Annotated in this window: 14 protein-coding genes; 3 read left to right on the top strand and 11 right to left on the bottom strand. The window is 40.2% G+C overall.

The features are described 5' to 3' along the window. Window positions 1-207: 207 nt before the first annotated feature. Genes AC0L7Q_RS00910 through AC0L7Q_RS00890 form a run of 5 tightly spaced genes read right to left on the bottom strand, consistent with a single transcriptional unit; the run spans window position 208 to window position 5,052 of the window. The gene (locus AC0L7Q_RS00910) at window positions 208-2,298 is read right to left on the bottom strand and encodes a type IV pilus secretin PilQ (protein ID WP_413401154.1); all 2,091 of its coding nucleotides are present in this window, start codon (window positions 2,296-2,298) and stop codon (window positions 208-210) included. Beyond that, the gene (locus tag AC0L7Q_RS00905) at window positions 2,285-2,821 is read right to left on the bottom strand and encodes a pilus assembly protein PilP (protein WP_171039617.1); all 537 of its coding nucleotides are present in this window, start codon (window positions 2,819-2,821) and stop codon (window positions 2,285-2,287) included. Before AC0L7Q_RS00905 ends, AC0L7Q_RS00910 begins: the two co-directional genes overlap by 14 nt. Then, window positions 2,821-3,423 (bottom strand): type IV pilus inner membrane component PilO, encoded by a 603-nt coding sequence (locus tag AC0L7Q_RS00900; RefSeq protein WP_413401153.1) that lies wholly within the window; start codon window positions 3,421-3,423, stop codon window positions 2,821-2,823. The genes AC0L7Q_RS00905 and AC0L7Q_RS00900 overlap by 1 nt, the downstream gene beginning before the upstream one ends. Next, complete coding sequence (locus tag AC0L7Q_RS00895) at window positions 3,413-3,985, bottom strand: PilN domain-containing protein (protein ID WP_413401152.1); 573 nt, start codon at window positions 3,983-3,985, stop codon at window positions 3,413-3,415. Before AC0L7Q_RS00895 ends, AC0L7Q_RS00900 begins: the two co-directional genes overlap by 11 nt. Beyond that, window positions 3,973-5,052: a pilus assembly protein PilM gene (locus AC0L7Q_RS00890; protein WP_138607202.1), complete on the bottom strand. Its 1,080-nt coding sequence runs from the start codon at window positions 5,050-5,052 to the stop codon at window positions 3,973-3,975. The genes AC0L7Q_RS00895 and AC0L7Q_RS00890 overlap by 13 nt, the downstream gene beginning before the upstream one ends. 131 nt (window positions 5,053-5,183) lie before the next feature. Here AC0L7Q_RS00890 and AC0L7Q_RS00885 point away from each other — a divergent pair, with 131 nt between their 5' ends. Then, window positions 5,184-7,658, top strand: a complete 2,475-nt coding sequence (locus AC0L7Q_RS00885) for a penicillin-binding protein 1A (protein ID WP_413401151.1) — start codon at window positions 5,184-5,186, stop codon at window positions 7,656-7,658. 48 nt (window positions 7,659-7,706) lie between these two features. Here the strand turns inward: AC0L7Q_RS00885 and metL are convergent, their stop codons facing one another. Continuing rightward, window positions 7,707-10,052 (bottom strand): bifunctional aspartate kinase/homoserine dehydrogenase II, encoded by a 2,346-nt coding sequence (metL, locus tag AC0L7Q_RS00880; RefSeq protein ID WP_413401150.1) that lies wholly within the window; start codon window positions 10,050-10,052, stop codon window positions 7,707-7,709. A 49-nt stretch (window positions 10,053-10,101) separates the two neighbouring features. Continuing rightward, complete coding sequence (metB, locus tag AC0L7Q_RS00875) at window positions 10,102-11,349, bottom strand: cystathionine gamma-synthase (protein WP_413401149.1); 1,248 nt, start codon at window positions 11,347-11,349, stop codon at window positions 10,102-10,104. A gap of 198 nt (window positions 11,350-11,547) precedes the next feature. Between metB and metJ the strand changes: the two genes are divergently transcribed. Next, window positions 11,548-11,868 (top strand): met regulon transcriptional regulator MetJ, encoded by a 321-nt coding sequence (metJ, locus tag AC0L7Q_RS00870; protein ID WP_008115021.1) that lies wholly within the window; start codon window positions 11,548-11,550, stop codon window positions 11,866-11,868. Window positions 11,869-11,933: 65 nt separating this feature from the next. Here metJ and AC0L7Q_RS00865 read toward each other — a convergent pair whose 3' ends face one another. From AC0L7Q_RS00865 to rpmE, 4 genes are all read right to left on the bottom strand, one after another. Continuing rightward, window positions 11,934-12,779, bottom strand: coding sequence for an IS3 family transposase (locus AC0L7Q_RS00865; RefSeq protein ID WP_409425534.1), 846 nt, complete (start codon window positions 12,777-12,779; stop codon window positions 11,934-11,936). After that, window positions 12,776-13,276, bottom strand: coding sequence for a transposase (locus tag AC0L7Q_RS00860; RefSeq protein WP_409423191.1), 501 nt, complete (start codon window positions 13,274-13,276; stop codon window positions 12,776-12,778). Before AC0L7Q_RS00860 ends, AC0L7Q_RS00865 begins: the two co-directional genes overlap by 4 nt. A gap of 87 nt (window positions 13,277-13,363) precedes the next feature. Then, window positions 13,364-14,605, bottom strand: a complete 1,242-nt coding sequence (locus AC0L7Q_RS00855; protein ID WP_413401148.1) for a malic enzyme-like NAD(P)-binding protein — start codon at window positions 14,603-14,605, stop codon at window positions 13,364-13,366. Window positions 14,606-15,130: 525 nt separating this feature from the next. After that, a complete protein-coding gene (rpmE, locus tag AC0L7Q_RS00850; protein ID WP_008115018.1) occupies window positions 15,131-15,346 on the bottom strand; it encodes a 50S ribosomal protein L31 in 216 nt (71 codons plus the stop codon). Between the two features lie 230 nt (window positions 15,347-15,576). On the opposite strand from rpmE, the gene priA reads away from it, so the two are divergent. Continuing rightward, on the top strand, window positions 15,577-17,760 hold the full coding sequence (gene priA, locus AC0L7Q_RS00845) for a primosomal protein N' (protein WP_413401147.1): 2,184 nt from the start codon (window positions 15,577-15,579) through the stop codon (window positions 17,758-17,760). Window positions 17,761-17,764 lie beyond the last annotated feature (4 nt).

The following is a 17,764-nucleotide window of genomic DNA, read 5'->3' as shown; positions in this document are numbered from 1 at the left end:
AGCAACATTAACGCAGTCTTAAAATGCATCCGCAGTACAGTACACAATAAAAATTATATACTGCCTAATTGTACATTTACAGGGAGTGTTACACCAAGATAACTAAATAACATGCCAAAACCGTCTAGTTTGTTGTTCAGCCTAGATAGTTTGAATAACCTGAGCCCTGAAGAGTTAATCTATCTCTGCAGAATTCAGGTTAGGTAATTAGTCTATTTGAATTTTAGGTGTGACAAAAATCAGCAGTTCGCGCTTTTCATTAAACTCGCTTGTGCTTTTAAATAGTCTTCCTACGTAAGGAAGGTCGCCCAATAAAGGTACCTTTTTGGTCGAATTAATAATTTGCTGTTGAAAAATACCACCCAACACTACCGTTTGTCCATTCTCAACGAGAACTTGAGTCTCAATTTGTTGCGTATCAATGGCAACAGCTGGGCCAGTTCCTGTTTGAACGGTATCACCACGGGTGTCTTGAGTAATTATTAAGTTTAAAATAACTTTGTTGTCTGGTGTGATATGAGGTGTCACCTCTAAACTCAGCACTGCTTTTTTAAAGCTTACGGTTGTTGCGCCACTCGAAGCAGATTCAACATAGGGGATCTCGGTACCTTGCTCAATGCGTGCTTTTTGCTGGTTAGCAGCAGTGATACGCGGACTCGCAATAATTTCACCCTTATTCTCTTCTTCGAGCGCGGTTAATTCTAAATCAATTAATGTTCCATTGGCTAGTTTAGCTATATGCATACCAATACTTGCCGATGGATTCGCTACAGGTAAATTAACATTGAGTCGATCTGTAAGACTCGGAATATTTCCATTAGAAATTGTTTCAGCACCTTCTAATGTACCAGAAACACCATCAGAACCTTGCTGATCACTGAACCCCCAACGAACGCCTAAGTCTTCTTTAACATTGTCGCGTACAGTGACCATGCGCGCCTCTATAACCACTTGTTTGACGGGGATGTCTAAGGTTTCGACCATGCGGCGAACACTTTCAATGCTTTTTGCGGTGTCTTTCATTAGTAGCGTATTAGTTCGCTGATCAACAGACACGCTGCCTCTCGCTGTAATAATACTATTGGTATCTGTTTTTAGTAAGTCGGCAAAATCTTCTGCTTTGGCGTAATTTAAACGGATGTATTCGCTATATAGTGGCTCTAAATCCTCTACTTGTTGCTTTGCTTTTAACTCTTTTGCTTCACGGGCAGCAAGCTCTTCAGATGGCGCTACCATTAAAATAGAGCCATCCATACGTTTGTCTAAACCTTTTATTCTTAGCACTACGTCTAACGCCTGATCCCAAGGAACACCATCTAAGCGAAGGGTAATGTTGCCAGTCACTGAGTCACTAGTTACCAAGTTAAAGTCATTGTAGCCCGCAATAATCTGTAATACAGCACGCACAGAGATATCCTGAAAGTTAAGCGTCATAGGACGGCCTAAGTACTCTTTACCTCCATCTAAGAATCCATTTTGAGTCTCGTCTTTCTCAACCGTTAAGGTAAAAATATTTTCAATTTGCTGATACGTGTAAGCAAAAGCTTTATTAGGTTCAATTACAATGCGTGTCAGATTATCTTCCTTAAACGTTTCTATACTGCTCACCACAGTACCAAAATCGAGTACGTCTAATTCATACAATAAGTCATCTAAAATATCGGTATGGTGAAACTCTGCAATGATTTTCCCGCCACTTTCATGAACCTCAATAGCAGCCTGTGTATCTTGCAGATAAACAAGTACTTTTGCTTCACCTTTTTCACCGCGGCGAAAATCAATTGCTTGAATGCCATTGATATAATTAGAGGCACGAGCAGGTGCATCTTCACTGGTTGTTACGATTTGTTTTGCTAGAGGGTTATCAGATATTCTTATTGAAAATAGGTTGTTATTAACTTCAGCCTCATAAATTTTTAATCGCTCCAAGTTAATGGTTACTTTTAAACCTGCACTGGTCATCATGCTACTAATGTTACTTATCCCTGCTTGGTTAATAACAATATTTGCCAACCCTTCATCTAGTTCAACTGCATTAAATAATAACTCTATCCGTGCTGGATTATTAAAAACTTGTACATCAGGTTGTTGCTGTAATTCTTCATCAAATACCAGCTGTAATTCAGTTTCACCTTTAAGTAATGGATTATATCGAACGTCATAGAGTAAAGGAGCTGCACTGACCGTTTTCATCATTAGTAATAAAAATACAAATAGCAACGTTGTTAAAATACGGTGATGCGAACACTCATCTTTATGCATATAGGGAGTACCATTTTTCTTATTAATTTGCGCCATTAGTTGCCGCCTCTAACATTTCTAATTTGGTCAAACGTTCTTTCCAACAACCTGACCCATCAGGGATTAATTCTACTAATTCAATATAGTCACTATTAACACTGCTTACTTTTCCATCATATGTACCTAAATAGCTTCCTATCGATACTCGGTGTAAGGTGTTATCAGCAGCTGTAATGAGCGCCCATGTATTACTGTTCGACCCTATCGTTCCCTTCATTGCTAAATTATCTAATGGGTATTTCTCCAGAGGCTGACGGACACGCTCTGGGTCTGGGTGAAGACAGTTTTTAACTTGTGTTAGCTTATTTTGTATAATTTCTGGTTCTGGTGCTACAAAAGGGCTACGTATATCTTTGGCGTTATATTCAAAGTGTTCAAACTTAACTAACTCAGGTATTTTTTCAACACGTGCAGTAGTGTTTGCCTTAACTTGGTCAATAAACTCTTTTTGCTCAGATGTATCTTCATTACAACCACTGAGCAACAATATTACGACAGTTAAAAAGGGAAGTTGCTTCATCATCTTACCCCCTCTTCATAACGATAAGTTTTTGCTACTACACTGAATGTTAGCTGCTTTTCGCCAGATGATAAAATAGAAAAGTCGTGTAAACTTACTATTCTCGGCAATTGAGCCACTTTTCCTACAAATTCACCGAACTCATGATAAGTGCCTACTACTTCAATTTTAATGGGTAGCTCGGTATAGAACTCTTTTTCAACTTCAGGTAGCCAACCAATTTTTAAAAATGTTAGGCCGCTGGTTGTACCCACATAGGAAAGGTCATCTAATAATCCTGGCGTCTCATTTGAGGTAGGTAGGCGTTTTAATAGCTGAGAAAACTCATCTTCCATCTCAACCATTTGTTCACGATAAATATCGAGCTTGCTGGCAACTGCATATTTAGTTCGGTAGGTTGTGCGTAATTCTATCTCTTTGGCCACTGCGTTATGGTAGCTTTCAATTTCATCCGACACTAATAGGCTATAGCTAAAAAACAATACGAGACAGGCAACAAATGCGCCGCATATTGTTTTTACAATAACAGGCCACTCACCTATGTTATCGAGCTCTATTTCATTCCAATCTATTTCTGTAAGCGACTTAAGATCAAGGTTCATTAGGTGCCTCGCCTATTTTACCAAATGGTTTTACGTAGAACTCCATATTAAAATCGCTGAGTAAACGAGAGGATTGATCGCCAGCAACAATACCTTGCATAGTCGGGCGCTCTAAAAGATAAGAACTTTGCACCTGTCGAAGCATAGTAGACAAACGATTATTAGACTCACTTTTACCTAACACATGAATTTGGCTACCTTTACGCTCAAGCTTAGTTAAATAAACTCCAGCAGGCACTATTTTTGCGACTTCATCCATTATTTGCGTGCCTAAATTACGGCTGCTTTGTAGCTCTTCAATTAAACGCATCCGTTGTTGTAGATTTTCTTTTTTCATGTCTAAGTCGCGTATATCGCGAATTTTCTGATCGAGCATTGTAATTTCTGAGCTGAGATAGTTATTTTTAAGCATTTGCCCTTCTTTTAGAGCGCTATAAAATGTACTCAGCGCATACATAGTTACGAAACAAACGATAACCACTGCCATCAGCAATGTTATAAATTTCTTTTTAGACTGCTCACGCTGAAGTTCACGCCAAGGTAGTAAATTTATATGTGGCATGATGAAAAACTCCTCAACGCCAAGCCAGTTGCAATCGCAAACTGAGTGCGGTGGCGCTGTATTATATTACGATCTACTCTAGGTGATATTTCCATTTTATCAAATGGTTCAACAACAACCGTGTGTATTCCTAATTCTTCGATTAATAACCTATCAACACCTTTAATCATCGCTGACCCGCCCGTCAGTACGATGTAGTCCAACTGCTCTTTACCTGTTGTTGTTAGAAACATTTGCACAGCACGACGAACTTGCTGCAATAATGAGGTTTGAAAAGGCGCTAACACTTCAAATGTATAATTAGGCGGTAAATCACCCGTTGTTTTACCAATTTCAGCCTCATCAAAGCCTTTGTTGTAGTAAGCAACAATACTATTTGTATATTGGTCACCACCAAATACCTGGTCGCGGGTGTAAATAGTTTCACCAAATTGCACTACACTGACCAAGGTAAGCACCGCACCTATATCGACTACTGCAACAGTTTTATCAAACGCATCTGATGGTAGCTGTTGGTAGTAAACATCCATAGCCCGGCTTAATGCATAACTTTCAACATCCACAACTTTTGCAGTTAAGTTGGCAGCACTAAGTGCGCCTACTCTCGCTTCCACACTTTCCGTTCTCGCTGCAGAAAGTAGAACATTAATTTTGCTCGGATCCGCACTGTTAGTAGAGAGTTTTTCAAAATCTAAACTGACTTCATCTAATGGATAGGGGATCAAGCTATCGGCTTCAATTTCAATCTGTGATTCTAATTCAGCATCGCTTAAGGAAACATCCATGAAAATAACTTTGGTGATCACTGTTTGCCCTGAAACAGCAACAGCAGCAAATTTTAGTGACTTTGGAAGCTTTCGTTTTAACTTGGTTATCACATTGCCAATTGCTTCAATGTCTTGAATGTTGCGCTCGCTCATAGCGCCTTTAGGCATAGGTTCAATTGCAAGAGCTTCTAATCGAAGCCCAGTTTCTGTTTCACTTAAAAGCACGGCCTTGATAGAGTGCGATCCTATATCAATACCCACCATCATAGGTGATGGTTTTTTTATCAATTGACTTAGCATGTTTGCAACTTTGCCTTTGTTTTAATAATAAACAAGTTATAATTTATATCTTAAAAAATATTATTCAATTTTTAATCAATATATACTAGCAGTCTCAACCTGTAATTGGGAGTCCGTTTAGGGAAATATCAGTGATTTTATTAAAAAGAACTTTACAATTTTTGATCATTTGTGCATTACTTGCACTAATTACATTGCTCAGCCTTTATTACTACGTTAAATCCGATATCCCAAGCGTGCAAGTTTTAAAAAACGTTCAATTACAAACGCCTATGCAAGTATTTACCAAAGATGGGCTTTTAATCAACCAATTTGGTGAAAAAAGACGTATCCCTGTAACTATAGATCAAATTCCTGAACCTTTATTACAGGCTTTTTTAGCAACAGAAGATAACCGTTTTTATGACCATATCGGTATCGACCCAATTGGTATTGTACGCTCAGCACTGGTACTTATTTCTACCGGTGAAAAAAAGCAAGGTGCCAGTACAATCACCATGCAGTTGGCTCGTAACTTCTTTTTAACGCGAGAAAAAGCCTATATCCGTAAAGTAAAAGAAATATTTATTGCCATCCATATTGAAAATTTACTTTCAAAAGATGAAATCTTTGAACTTTATCTAAATAAAATAGAGCTAGGAAACCGCGCCTTTGGTATTGGTGCAGCCGCTCAGGTTTATTATGGTAAAGAGCTAAAAGAGCTCACTCTTGCGCAAATGGCAATGATTGCCGGTTTACCCAAGGCGCCTTCAGCACTTAACCCTATTCGTAACCCAAAGCGAGCCAAAGCTAGAAGAAATGTAGTGTTAGGACGAATGCTAGATGAAAAGTATATTTCTAGAGCGCAGTATAATGAAGCCACGAACCAACCAATTACCGCTTATTTTCATGGGGCTGAAATTGACTTATATGCACCATATATTTCAGAAATGGTACGTGCTGAAATGGTGTCGCGCTACGGTATAGATAAAGCCTATAACTCAGGATTTAAAGTGTATACTTCTGTTGAGTCAAATATTCAACAGGCGGCACAAACGGCTTTAGTTAATAATTTACATGCCTATGATATGCGCCATGGATTTAGAGGCCCAGAAGCCATTTTATGGGATCCACAAACAGAGCCCACACCTTCTGACTCTAAGTTATTAAACATTTTGAAAGAGGCCAATGAACTAGGCCCTCTAAAAGCCGCTGCAGTTTTAAATGTATCCGACAGAAGCGCGGAAGTAATGCTTAAAAGCGGCGAACGCACAACATTGACTTGGGATAATCTAAAGTGGGCGCGTAAGTTTATCACCCGTTATCGCCAAAGCTTTGCTCCTGAAAAAGCAAGCGATATATTAACGCCTGGCATGCAAATATGGCTGCGTAAAAATGATGACAACAGCTATATTTTGAGTCAAATCCCTGAAGCTGCAAGCGCCATTGTGTCTTTAGACCCACAAAACGGGCGTATAAAAGCCATTGTAGGCGGTTACAGCTTTGAACAAAGCCAATATAACCGTGCAGTGCAAGCTAAGCGCCAAGTGGGCTCTAATATTAAGCCATTTATATATTCTGCTGCACTTGAAAAAGGCTACACCTTAGCGTCAATTCTAAATGATGCCCCTATAAATCAATGGGATAAAAGCCAAGGTGTCGCATGGCGACCTAAAAATAGCCCTGCCATTTATAATGGCCCTATTCGCATTCGCCGCGCTTTAGCGCAATCAAAAAATGTGATTTCGGTACGTTTATTACGTGGTGTTGGCTTGCAACGTACAGCCGATCATTTACTTAAATTTGGCTTTGCAGATGAAGATATAAATCGCAGTGAATCGCTGGCTTTAGGTAGCGCATCTATTACTCCACTAGAGTTAGCTCGTGGTATGAGTACTTTTGCCAATGGCGGCCACTTAGTCGAACCTTACTTTATCTCTGAAATTCAAGATGCCATGGGTAATACCTTATTTAAAACTAACCCGACTGTAATTTGTGATGATGAAGCGACACCAGCTAGCTCGCTAATGCTAAGTGAGCAATTAGCACCAAACTGCGCGCCGCAGATCATATCTAAACAAAATGCATTTTTAATTGCCAGTGCTATGAACAGCGCAATTTGGGGTGGTGGTAGCTGGTCTCATAAAACAGGTTGGAGTGGTACAGGATGGCGTGCACAAGCGCTAAAACGTCGCGATCTGTCAGGTAAAACAGGCACTACCAATGATTCTGTAGATACTTGGTTTAGCGGCTTTAATCGCGATGTGATGACCTCTGTTTGGGTTGGTTTTGACAACCCTGGAAATACTCTGGGGCGCTCAACCTATAACAATAACTTAGGAAGTGGCCAAATATCAGGCGCAGAGTCAGGTGCTAAAACAGCTCAGCCTGCATGGGTTGATTTTATGAGAGTCGCACTGGATGGTAAACCTGCGGCACCTATCGAACCACCTGAAGGCTTAGTTTCTATTCGTATTGACTTAGAAACGGGGCTGTTAAGTCATAAAAACGATTATACCAGCCGTTTTGAGTACTTTGAGAAAGGGACCGCACCTACAAAATATGTGTTAGCACAGCCAAATGATGTATTTGAAGAAAGCACTAAAACCGAAGAAGAGCTCTTTTAAATAATGCTAATATATAAAAGGCCGCTGATTAGCGGCCTTTTATATGGTCTAAGTAATATTTTGTACCAACCAATATAAGTCAGAGTGTACGCCAGCTGCGGTCACTTCTTTACCCGCTCCGGGGCCTTGTATCACTAATGCGTTTTGATTATACCACTGAGTATTAATCACAAAAATATTATCGCCAGGGGTTAAATTAGCTACAGCTTCATTTTTTGGTACATAGGAAATCCCTACTTTAGCGTTTAGCTTATTGTTTTTAAACTCTAGCAACCCTGTGTAACACAGTGCAGCATTTTGTTGCAAAGCCGTTTCGAAGTGCTGCTTGATAAACGCATCTAAGCTTGCCTTATTATCCAGGAAGTCACTCCAACTGCCTTTACTTAGCTCATCGGGCATCAATGCCGATAAGGAAATATCATCAAGCTCTAATTCAATACCCAACTCACGCGCCAAAATAAGTAACTTACGTTGCATATCTCGGCCAGACAAATCTTCTCGCGGATCAGGTTCGGTAAACCCCAAAGCTTGTGCTTCAAGCACTAAATCTGAAAATGCCTTGCTGCCATCGTAACTACTGCATAACCAAGAGAGTGTGCCAGAGAATACGCCTTCTATACGCGTTATTTTATCACCACTGTTTTGTAAATCGGCTAATGCAAAATTAATCGGTAATCCGGCTCCCACACTGGCATTATAACGCCAGTGTAAGCCACTTTGGCCTAAGTTTTTACGTAGTGTCTTATACCAGCTCAGCGGGGCAGTACCCGCGTATTTATTGGCGCTAATTAAATGACAATTTAATTCCACAAGTTTACTGTAAAGCTGACTAAAATATTCACTAGCGGTGATATCAATCACTACCTTATGTTCATACTCAAGAGTATCAATGTATGACAACAAATTAGCTTGTTGATAAGGGCTTGCATGGTTTTCCCATTGCTGTTGCCAGCTTTCACTGTCTAACCCATTGGCATTAACCAACATCTGCTCTGAGCGCACTAATGCCACTAACTTAACGTTAAAACCTGATGATAAACGGGCTAGCTGTGCTGGTAATTGGCGCATAAATTCAGCCCCCACATTACCAAGTCCTGCAATAATTAAAGCTATTTCTTGCGTTTTATTAATTAATTTATCATGCAGTAAGCTCAGCACATCACTTTCAAGTACCTGATCGGTTAATAATAACGTATAACCTTCACCATAATGAGTAAATCGAGGGTGGATTGATTCAGCCTGAAGTAAAGCGGCACTTTGCTCACCGAGCGTCGCTATATCTTGCTCTGATGCAATAATTGCAACCCCATTTAAGTTAGACTCACTAATATTGGCGCGGCCAGCAAAATAATTAACCACCTGATATGTCGCCGACGCAGGGACTACCAAGTAAATTTCGCCTGCATGTTCAAAATGATGCAAGCTATGCTGTATAAGTTGACTAACATGCGCTACCTCGCCTTCACTCAAGTCATCAACAGTGAGTAAATCCACATTATTAACCGTGGTTAAAAAACGTTTTTGTTTACTCATTCCTAATTTAACTATTTCGGTATGACTTCTCTGTAGATCGTAGCTACTGCGAACAACTAACTCTATATCGGTCCCTTTTAATGGCGATAATGTTTTAGCGTGCAATACGGGGTTACCTAGTCTCGCTAATAAATTGGCTTGCTCACGGCACACCCGCGCATACTTAATCGCATTAGCTACCTTACGCGGATCAGTACTAAAAACACCTTGAGTATCAGTCCAAATAGACACTTTTTTAGCATTGCAATATCGTGCTAATAAAGTAGCACTGTAATCACTACCGTTTCGTCCCAAGGTTACGGTTTCATCTTGTAAATTAGCCGCAATAAACCCCGTAACGACATTAATTTTGCTCGTATCTATGGCTTTTAAGCACTGCTGCTGATTATTAGCATGCAGCAGTTGCCCAGCGTCTAACGTGAATAACTGCCTAGCGTCATGAGCGCAAGCACTAACCTTAAGTTGCTCTAAGTAAGCGCTTAATAGCCTTGCAGACCATAATTCGCCATGGGCTAATAGCCAAGCTTCAGCTAAAGTACCTTGCTTGGCCTGCTGAGTAATAATGCTTAGCTCAGTAGCAAGTATATCGAGTGCTTCATGCTTAGCACTCGCTATAAGCAATTGCTCAACAAGCGCAGATTGATGATTATTGATTAACAAAATAATATCAGCAATCGCTTGGGTATCTTGCTGTTGATAGCTTTGCCACAATTTAACCAAGGTATCGGTGGTTTTACCGGCAGCCGATACCACAACACAATCCCCTGCTTGAGCATGAGTTAAAATAATATTTGCGACACTTTTAAAGCGATCCGCTGAGCTTAAACTCGAACCACCAAATTTATGAACCTGATTTACCATGTTAATACCAACTTGACTTCATGTTTTATATTTTCAAAATTGGTGTGCACTACCATAATGCCGGGTGCGCCGCGTTTAGTTTCGCTGAACCAAATAACTCACTGGCACCCTTTTTTGCACCTAAAGCGTTATCTGCTTGCCCTGGGCATACCAAATTAAATACTCTGTCTAAATCGGCAAGTAAATCTTTTACATCTTCAATACCCACCGAGATACGAATAAGCGTATCGCCTACTCCAGCTTCTGCACGAGCAGTCGCTTCCATGCCTGCATGAGTCATGGTTGCGGGGTGACAAATCAAACTTTCCACTCCGCCTAATGATTCCGCTAAACTAAATTCATTTAAGCGCGTTATAAACGCGGCCGCATCGTTTATATCGCCTTTTATATCAAAACTGACCATAGCACCGAAGCCAAGCTGCTGCGCCTTAGCAAGCGCATGTTGCGGGTGTGATTCAAGACCTGGATAGTAAACCTGAGCAACAAACGGGGAGTTTTCTAAATACTGTGCAATAGCGAGTGCGTTTTCTTGGTGTTGTCTCAAACGCACATTTAACGTGCGTAAGCCTCTGAGTGTTAAATAGCTATCAAATGGCGCCCCAGTAATGCCAATATTATTTGCCCACCAGGCCAGTTCTTCACCAAGCTCAGCGCTAGCCGCAATAACCGCACCACCAACAACATCTGAATGACCATTGATATATTTAGTGGTTGAGTGAACCACAATATCAGCACCAAATTTAATCGGGTTTTGCAAAGCCGGCGATAAAAATGTGTTATCGGCAGCAACCAGTGCACCGCATTGCTTAGCAATATCGGTAACCGCTTTAATATCAGTTAATCGTAAAATTGGATTACTCGGTGTTTCAATCCAGATCAGCTTAGGTTTTATAGCAAGAATATGCGATAAGCTTTCGCTTTTAGTGAAATCGATCACTTCAAGTTTTAACAAGCCGCGTTTTTCTAGTGAGGTAAATAAACGATAACTGCCACCATAGCAATCGTGAGGAATCACTAACGTATCGTTACTATTTAATAATTGAGTTGTTAAGTGAACTGCCGCCATACCCGTTGCAGTAATAATGCCTTTAGCCCCGCCTTCAAGCTCAGTGAGCGCCTCAGCCAAAATGTCACGGTTAGGATTACCACTGCGACCATAATCATATTGGCGCTTGGTATCAAAGTCAGCAAATGAGTAAGTTGTTGATAAATAAAGCGGTGGAACAACCGCACCATGCTGTTTGTCGGCTTCTATTCCACTACGAACAGCAATTGTTGCCTTATTTTTTTCACTCATTTTCGTCACCTTTACTATTTTGGATGTTTAGACGTCTAAAATGTAGCGCATGCAGTTTAAGATGTCAAAACATTTAAATGTCTAGATAGCTAAACAACTAGTATTTGACTATCTTTTTTAAACCGATAGAATTTCACGCATATTTACACGCTTTGATGCTGTGTGAGCAATTTATAATCTGAGGCAACGATACATCTTATGGCTAAATGGAATGGTGAATATATTCACCCATACGCAGAACACGGGAAAAAATCCGAACAAGTAAAAAAGATCACCGTTTCGATCCCGCTAAATGTATTAAAAGTATTAACTGACGAACGTACTCGTCGTCAAATAAACAACTTGCGCCATGCAACAAATAGTGAGCTTTTATGCGAAGCATTTTTGCATGCATTTACAGGGCAACCGCTGCCTAATGATGATGATCTACGTAAAGACAATGCAGAAAAAGTACCTGAAGAGGTGAAGAAAATAATGCAAGAAATGGGACTAGAAGTGCCTATTTTAAATGAAGATTAAATTTCTTTATCTGTGTTATAAAAAACCTCAGCAAATGAAGTGACCCCATAAAGTTGGACTCATTTCTAAGCGGCTGCCAAGGCCTGATTTCGATACTGTATCGGACTCAGGCCTTTTAGTTTCAGTTTAATACGCTCATTGTTGTAATAGTGGATATATTCTTTAATGTTTTCAATAAGATCATTCACGTCTTTAAACGTTTCGTTGTGGTACATCTCGCTCTTCAATATGCCGAAGAAGTTCTCAGCAACCGCATTATCTAAACAATTTCCTTTTCTAGACATACTTTGTTGCAATCCTTTTTCCTTAAGGTGATTTTGATATTGTTTGTTTTGATATTGCCACCCTTGATCTGAGTGTACAACTGGCTTTTCATTTGGCTTCAACCTAGCAGTTGCTGTTTTAAGCATGTCAGTTACCAAAGGGAGTGCAACGGATTTTCTGACTTCGTAACTGATTACCTCTTGGTTGAATAGGTCAATCATAGGCGATAGATATACCTTCTCATTATCCACTTTAAACTCCGTCACATCCGTCACCCATTTTTGATTTGGCTTCTGCGCAGTAAACTCGCGGTTAAGCGTATTTTCTGCGATTTTACCCACTTCACCTTTATAGGATTTATAGCGCTTAGGCCTTACTTTTGACTTGAGTCCTAACTCATTCATCAACCGTTGAACGCGCTTATGATTAACAAGTACTCCCATTGCTCTCAGGGCACTCGTAATTCTGCGATAGCCATATCGCCCTTTATGCGCGTGATAAATATCACGTATTTTTACCAGTAAATCATTGCTTGCACAGGGTTGCTTACAAGTAGTGCGATGATAATAGTAAACACTCTTTGGCAGCCCTGTCGCCTTTAAAAGGTGTCGTAAGCTATGCTTTGCCTTGAACTCTTCGACGACTATCGTTTTGTCTTTGCTTTTTTCTTTCTGGCTTGAGCCAAGGCTTCTAACTTTTTTAGCACATCATTCTCAGCTCGTAAGTATGCTAGTTCTTCTCGTAACTCCTCCTCAGTCATTTGCTCTACTAGTTTTGATGAAGAAGAATTATTTGTCATGAATGGCTTACCTTTTCTCTGTGGTTTAAGACGTGATATACCATCACGAGCATAAAGCTTTTGCCATTGAAAAAGAATGCCTGGGGACGATAAATCGAAGAAAGCACTGGTATAACCGAGTGACCAACTGTTTGCTGTCATCGTTTTTAACACTTCAGCCTTAAATGCTAGAGAATAAGGTTTGTGAACAGACCTGAAGCTTTCAGCGCCATGAATTCGATAAATAGCGGTCCAATATCGGACCTGCCTATCTGTAACATTAAATCTGTTACTTACCGCCGAAGAGCTTTCAGACAAAGCGAGTTCAGCTATTTTGAGCTTGAAAGCTCGGTGATGTTTGGACATAAAAAGACCCCCAGTAATTGGAATGTCCAACTATTGGGGGTCACTTCAAAATGCTGAGGTTTTTTTTGCGTTAATTTACACTTAAAATTACGCCATGTAATTTTCTGGCATATCAATTTGTGCCACACCCGAATCGACTGCAGCTTGAGCAACGGCTTTGGCAATACGAGGCAGTAAGCGCGGATCCATAGGTTTTGGTATAATATATTTAGCACCAAACTCTAATTTATCGATACCTGCAGCAGTCAGTACTTCAGCCGGAACTGGCTCTTTAGCAATACTACGAATTGCCTCTACAGCAGCTATTTTCATTTCATCGTTTATTTCACTTGCGCGAACATCGAGTGCGCCACGGAAAATAAATGGAAAACAAAGCACGTTGTTAACTTGGTTCGGATAATCAGAGCGACCAGTCGCCATAATAAGATCGTTGCGTGCAGCATGTGCTAATTGCGGATCAATCTCAGGATCAGGGTTTGAACATGCAAATACAACTGGGCGGTCAGCCATTAACTTTAAATCATCAGCGGCTAATAAATTAGGGCCTGATACACCAATAAACACATCGGCATCTTCAATTACGTCCTGTAAAGTGCGTTTATCCGTGTTGTTTGCGAATAATTGTTTATATTCATTTAAGTCATCACGACGTGTATGAATAACGCCTTTGCGGTCTAACATATAAATATGTTCACGCAGTGCGCCACACTTAATTAAAAGTTCCATACAGGCGACTGCTGCAGCGCCGGCACCTAAACACACGATAATCGCATCTTCAATTGCTTTACCTTGTACTTCTAGCGCATTTAGCATACCCGCAGCCGTTACAATTGCCGTACCATGTTGATCATCATGAAACACAGGAATGCTGCAACGCTCTATAAGTGCTTTTTCTATCTCGAAACATTCTGGTGCTTTAATATCTTCTAAGTTGATACCACCAAACGTGTCTGCAATATTCGCAACCGTGTTGATAAAGTCTTCGGTTGTGCGGTGCTTAACTTCTATATCAATTGAATCTAGGCCTGCAAAACGTTTAAATAATAATGCTTTGCCTTCCATTACTGGTTTTGAGGCCAGTGGGCCTAAATTACCTAAGCCTAAAATTGCGGTGCCGTTAGTAATAACCGCAACCATATTTCCTTTACCCGTATATTTGTAGGCATTTGCTGGATCAGCGGCAATTTCACGAACAGGTTCTGCAACACCTGGGCTGTATGCGAGCGCGAGGTCTTTAACCGTCTCAGCGGGCTTACTCAGCTCAATACTGATTTTACCTGGAACGGGATGGGCATGGTAATGTAGTGCTTGTTCACGAAAATCTGACATAACGCGATTATATCCTGCAATTTAAGTTAAAGTGAGAGGTAGTTTTATTCTACGATACCTTTATTATTTTTAAATTCCAAGCAATATCAGGTCTATCCTGTTATATGCTAGAACTCTTAATTTTAAGTGATTTATCAGCAACTTCCCTAGATTATCCTGACATTTTTAAAATATAAATTCGTCATAAAAATGAAAATTACTGGTCGTTTTTACCCTTAATCAATATTTATTAAATGTTTTTTTCAGCCTTAAATTAAAATAGTGAAATACCGAATTTTGTTTAACTTTAAATACAAATAACTTCACGTTACCAACATTTAAGTACCATATTTAAAGTGTAACAAATAAAAATATAGAGAATATTGGCTATTTTGTCTGCAAATGTTTATGCATATTCAGTATAAGAACAGGAAATAGTTATGCAAAAATAATAAATACAAAACGGTTATAAAAATGGAGGGAGAAGTGAATTTTAGGCACAAAAAAAGCACCCTAAGGTGCTTTTTTTTACATAGAAACAAAAAATTATTTTTTGCTGCTAAGTGCACCGAAGCGCTTGTTGAAGCGATCAACACGGCCGCCAGTGTCTAAAATCTTTTGCTTACCAGTGTAAAACGGGTGACACGCAGAACATACGTCTAAGTGAATGTCTTTACACAAAGTAGAACGAGTTTCGAATTTGTTTCCGCATGAACAAGTTGCAGAAATTACTTCGTACTTAGGGTGAATACCTTCTTTCATAGGAACCTCTAGTTAAGGCCGCATCGCTCTCCAAACCCGAAGTTTGGCACCATACGTCGTTAAAACAAATTTATTGGTCGCGAATTTTATCCAACAAGCCGCACACACACAAGCTTTAATTATCCTTTTTGTTAAAAAGTCAGCAAACACCTATTGATTACTGATTTGTCGGTAGGCATTTAATGCTATTTTTAGTACATTAAACCATTACGTTAATTGATTGAGTTGTTATGCGTTTTGCTGAAGTTGCAATAAAAGTCCCCTTGCCTCGCACCTTTGATTATAAAGTGGATGAGCAATTGCCACCGCTGACTCAATTACAGCCAGGCATGCGTGTACTCGTCCCTTTTGGCAATCAACGAAAAGTAGCGGTTATCCTTAACTTAAAAGCCGATACAGAAGTTCCCGAGGGCAAAATCAAATCTATTATTGAAGTTATTGACGACTCGCCGGTGTTATCTGCGCAACATTTGGAGCTGCTGAAGTTTACTGCGCGTTATTATTGTTATCCACTAGGTGAAACTATTCATATTGCACTCCCCAGTGCACTGCGCCAAGGTGAATGCCCTGATAAAACCAGTATAAATATGTTGACGTTAACCGATAAAGGAGCACTTTTACCGTCTTTAAAAGCTAAAACACAGTTTAACTTGCTTAAGCAATTATCTGCATCGGGTAAGTCATCATTAACAGAACTAAAAGCCCTCGGGTTTAATAAAAAGACTATTGATGGCCTATTAGCAAAAGAACTGATAGTCCAAACCATTGAACATGACAATCAATGGCAACATGCCTCTCCTACTGTGGGCACTAAGCCTCGCTTAAATAAAGAACAAGCAATTGCTTGCACAACTATAAATCAAAGTACTGGTTTTAATAGTTTTTTACTTGAAGGTGTCACGGGTAGCGGTAAAACAGAAGTTTACCTACAGTGTCTTGAAGAGGTGTTAAAACGTGGAGAGCAAGCGTTAGTGCTTGTTCCAGAAATAGGTTTAACACCACAAACAGTGAATCGTTTTAGGCGCCGCTTCCCTGACACGCCAATTATGCTATGGCATTCGGCACTCACCGATAACGAGCGTCTGCAAACATGGCGGTTTTGTGAAAAAGGCAGTTGTGCCATCGTTATAGGTACTCGTTCGAGTATTTTTCTGCCCTTTTTAAAACTCGGGATGATTGTGGTTGATGAGGAACATGATGCTTCATTTAAACAACAAGATACTCTACGCTATCATGCACGTGATTTAGCAGCGTATCGCGCATATCAGCAAAATATCCCGCTTATTCTAGGCAGTGCTACCCCCGCATTAGAAACACTGCACAAAGCAATTAATAACAAATACCAGTTACTCACATTAAGTGAGCGAGCACAAACTGCCACCGATAATCAATTTAAGCTTCTCGACATGAAAGGTCAGCCTGATCAAGCTGGTATTGCCCATGCGAGCCTAGCGATAATGCGCCAGCACCTGAATAAAGGTAAGCAGGTAATGGTATTTTTAAACCGCCGTGGTTTTTCGCCCACTTTAATATGTCATGAGTGTGGTTGGTTAAGTGAATGTAATCGCTGCAGCACGAGTGCAACCTTTCATAAAGCCATTGGTCAGATGATTTGCCACCATTGTGGCGATCAATATCAAGTACCGCATCAATGCCCTGATTGTGGTAGCACGCAGATATTTCCTAACGGTAAAGGCACTGAACAAATAGAAGAATTTTTGAGTACTGAATTTAAAGACATTCCTATTAGCCGAATAGACCGCGACTCTACGAGGCGCAAAGGCAGCCTTGAAAAAGCATTGGGCGAAATAAACCAAGGTGGCGCACGCATTTTAGTCGGTACGCAAATGCTGGCCAAAGGCCACCACTTTGCTGATGTAAGCTTAGTTCTCATTTTAGATGTAGATAGTGGTTTATATTCGTGTGACTTTAGGGCAACAGAACACCTTGCTCAATTAGTGACTCAGGTTGCAGGTAGAGCGGGACGTTCTGGTGAGCCCGGTGAAGTATTATTACAAACGCACTTCCCTGAGCACCCATTATTACAAGATTTAGTTAATAACGGCTATCAAGATTTTGCCCGCTTTGCGCTCACTGAGCGAAGTGACGCGCAACTGCCGCCTATCACCAGTATGGCGATAGTTCGTGCACAAGGACATAACATTAAGCAAGTCGTCGACTTTCTAACGGATTTGGTTCCTGTCAATGGGGTATCTGGTATACAATTGCTTGGACCAATCCCAGCACCTTTAGAAAAAATTGCAGGGATGTATCGTTTTCAATTACATATTCAAGCGCAAGATCGACGCATTTTACACCCGTATCTTGCACAAATGGTTGATTATCTCAGCACCAGCAAACTTGCTCAAAAAGTCCGCTGGAGTTTAGATGTCGACCCTACAGACATGATTTAGGTAA

The organism is Pseudoalteromonas sp. KJ63-1, from assembly GCF_055808145.1.
The sequence above is the reverse complement of the archived record's forward strand: the minus strand, read 5'-3'. Positions and strand labels throughout refer to the sequence as shown.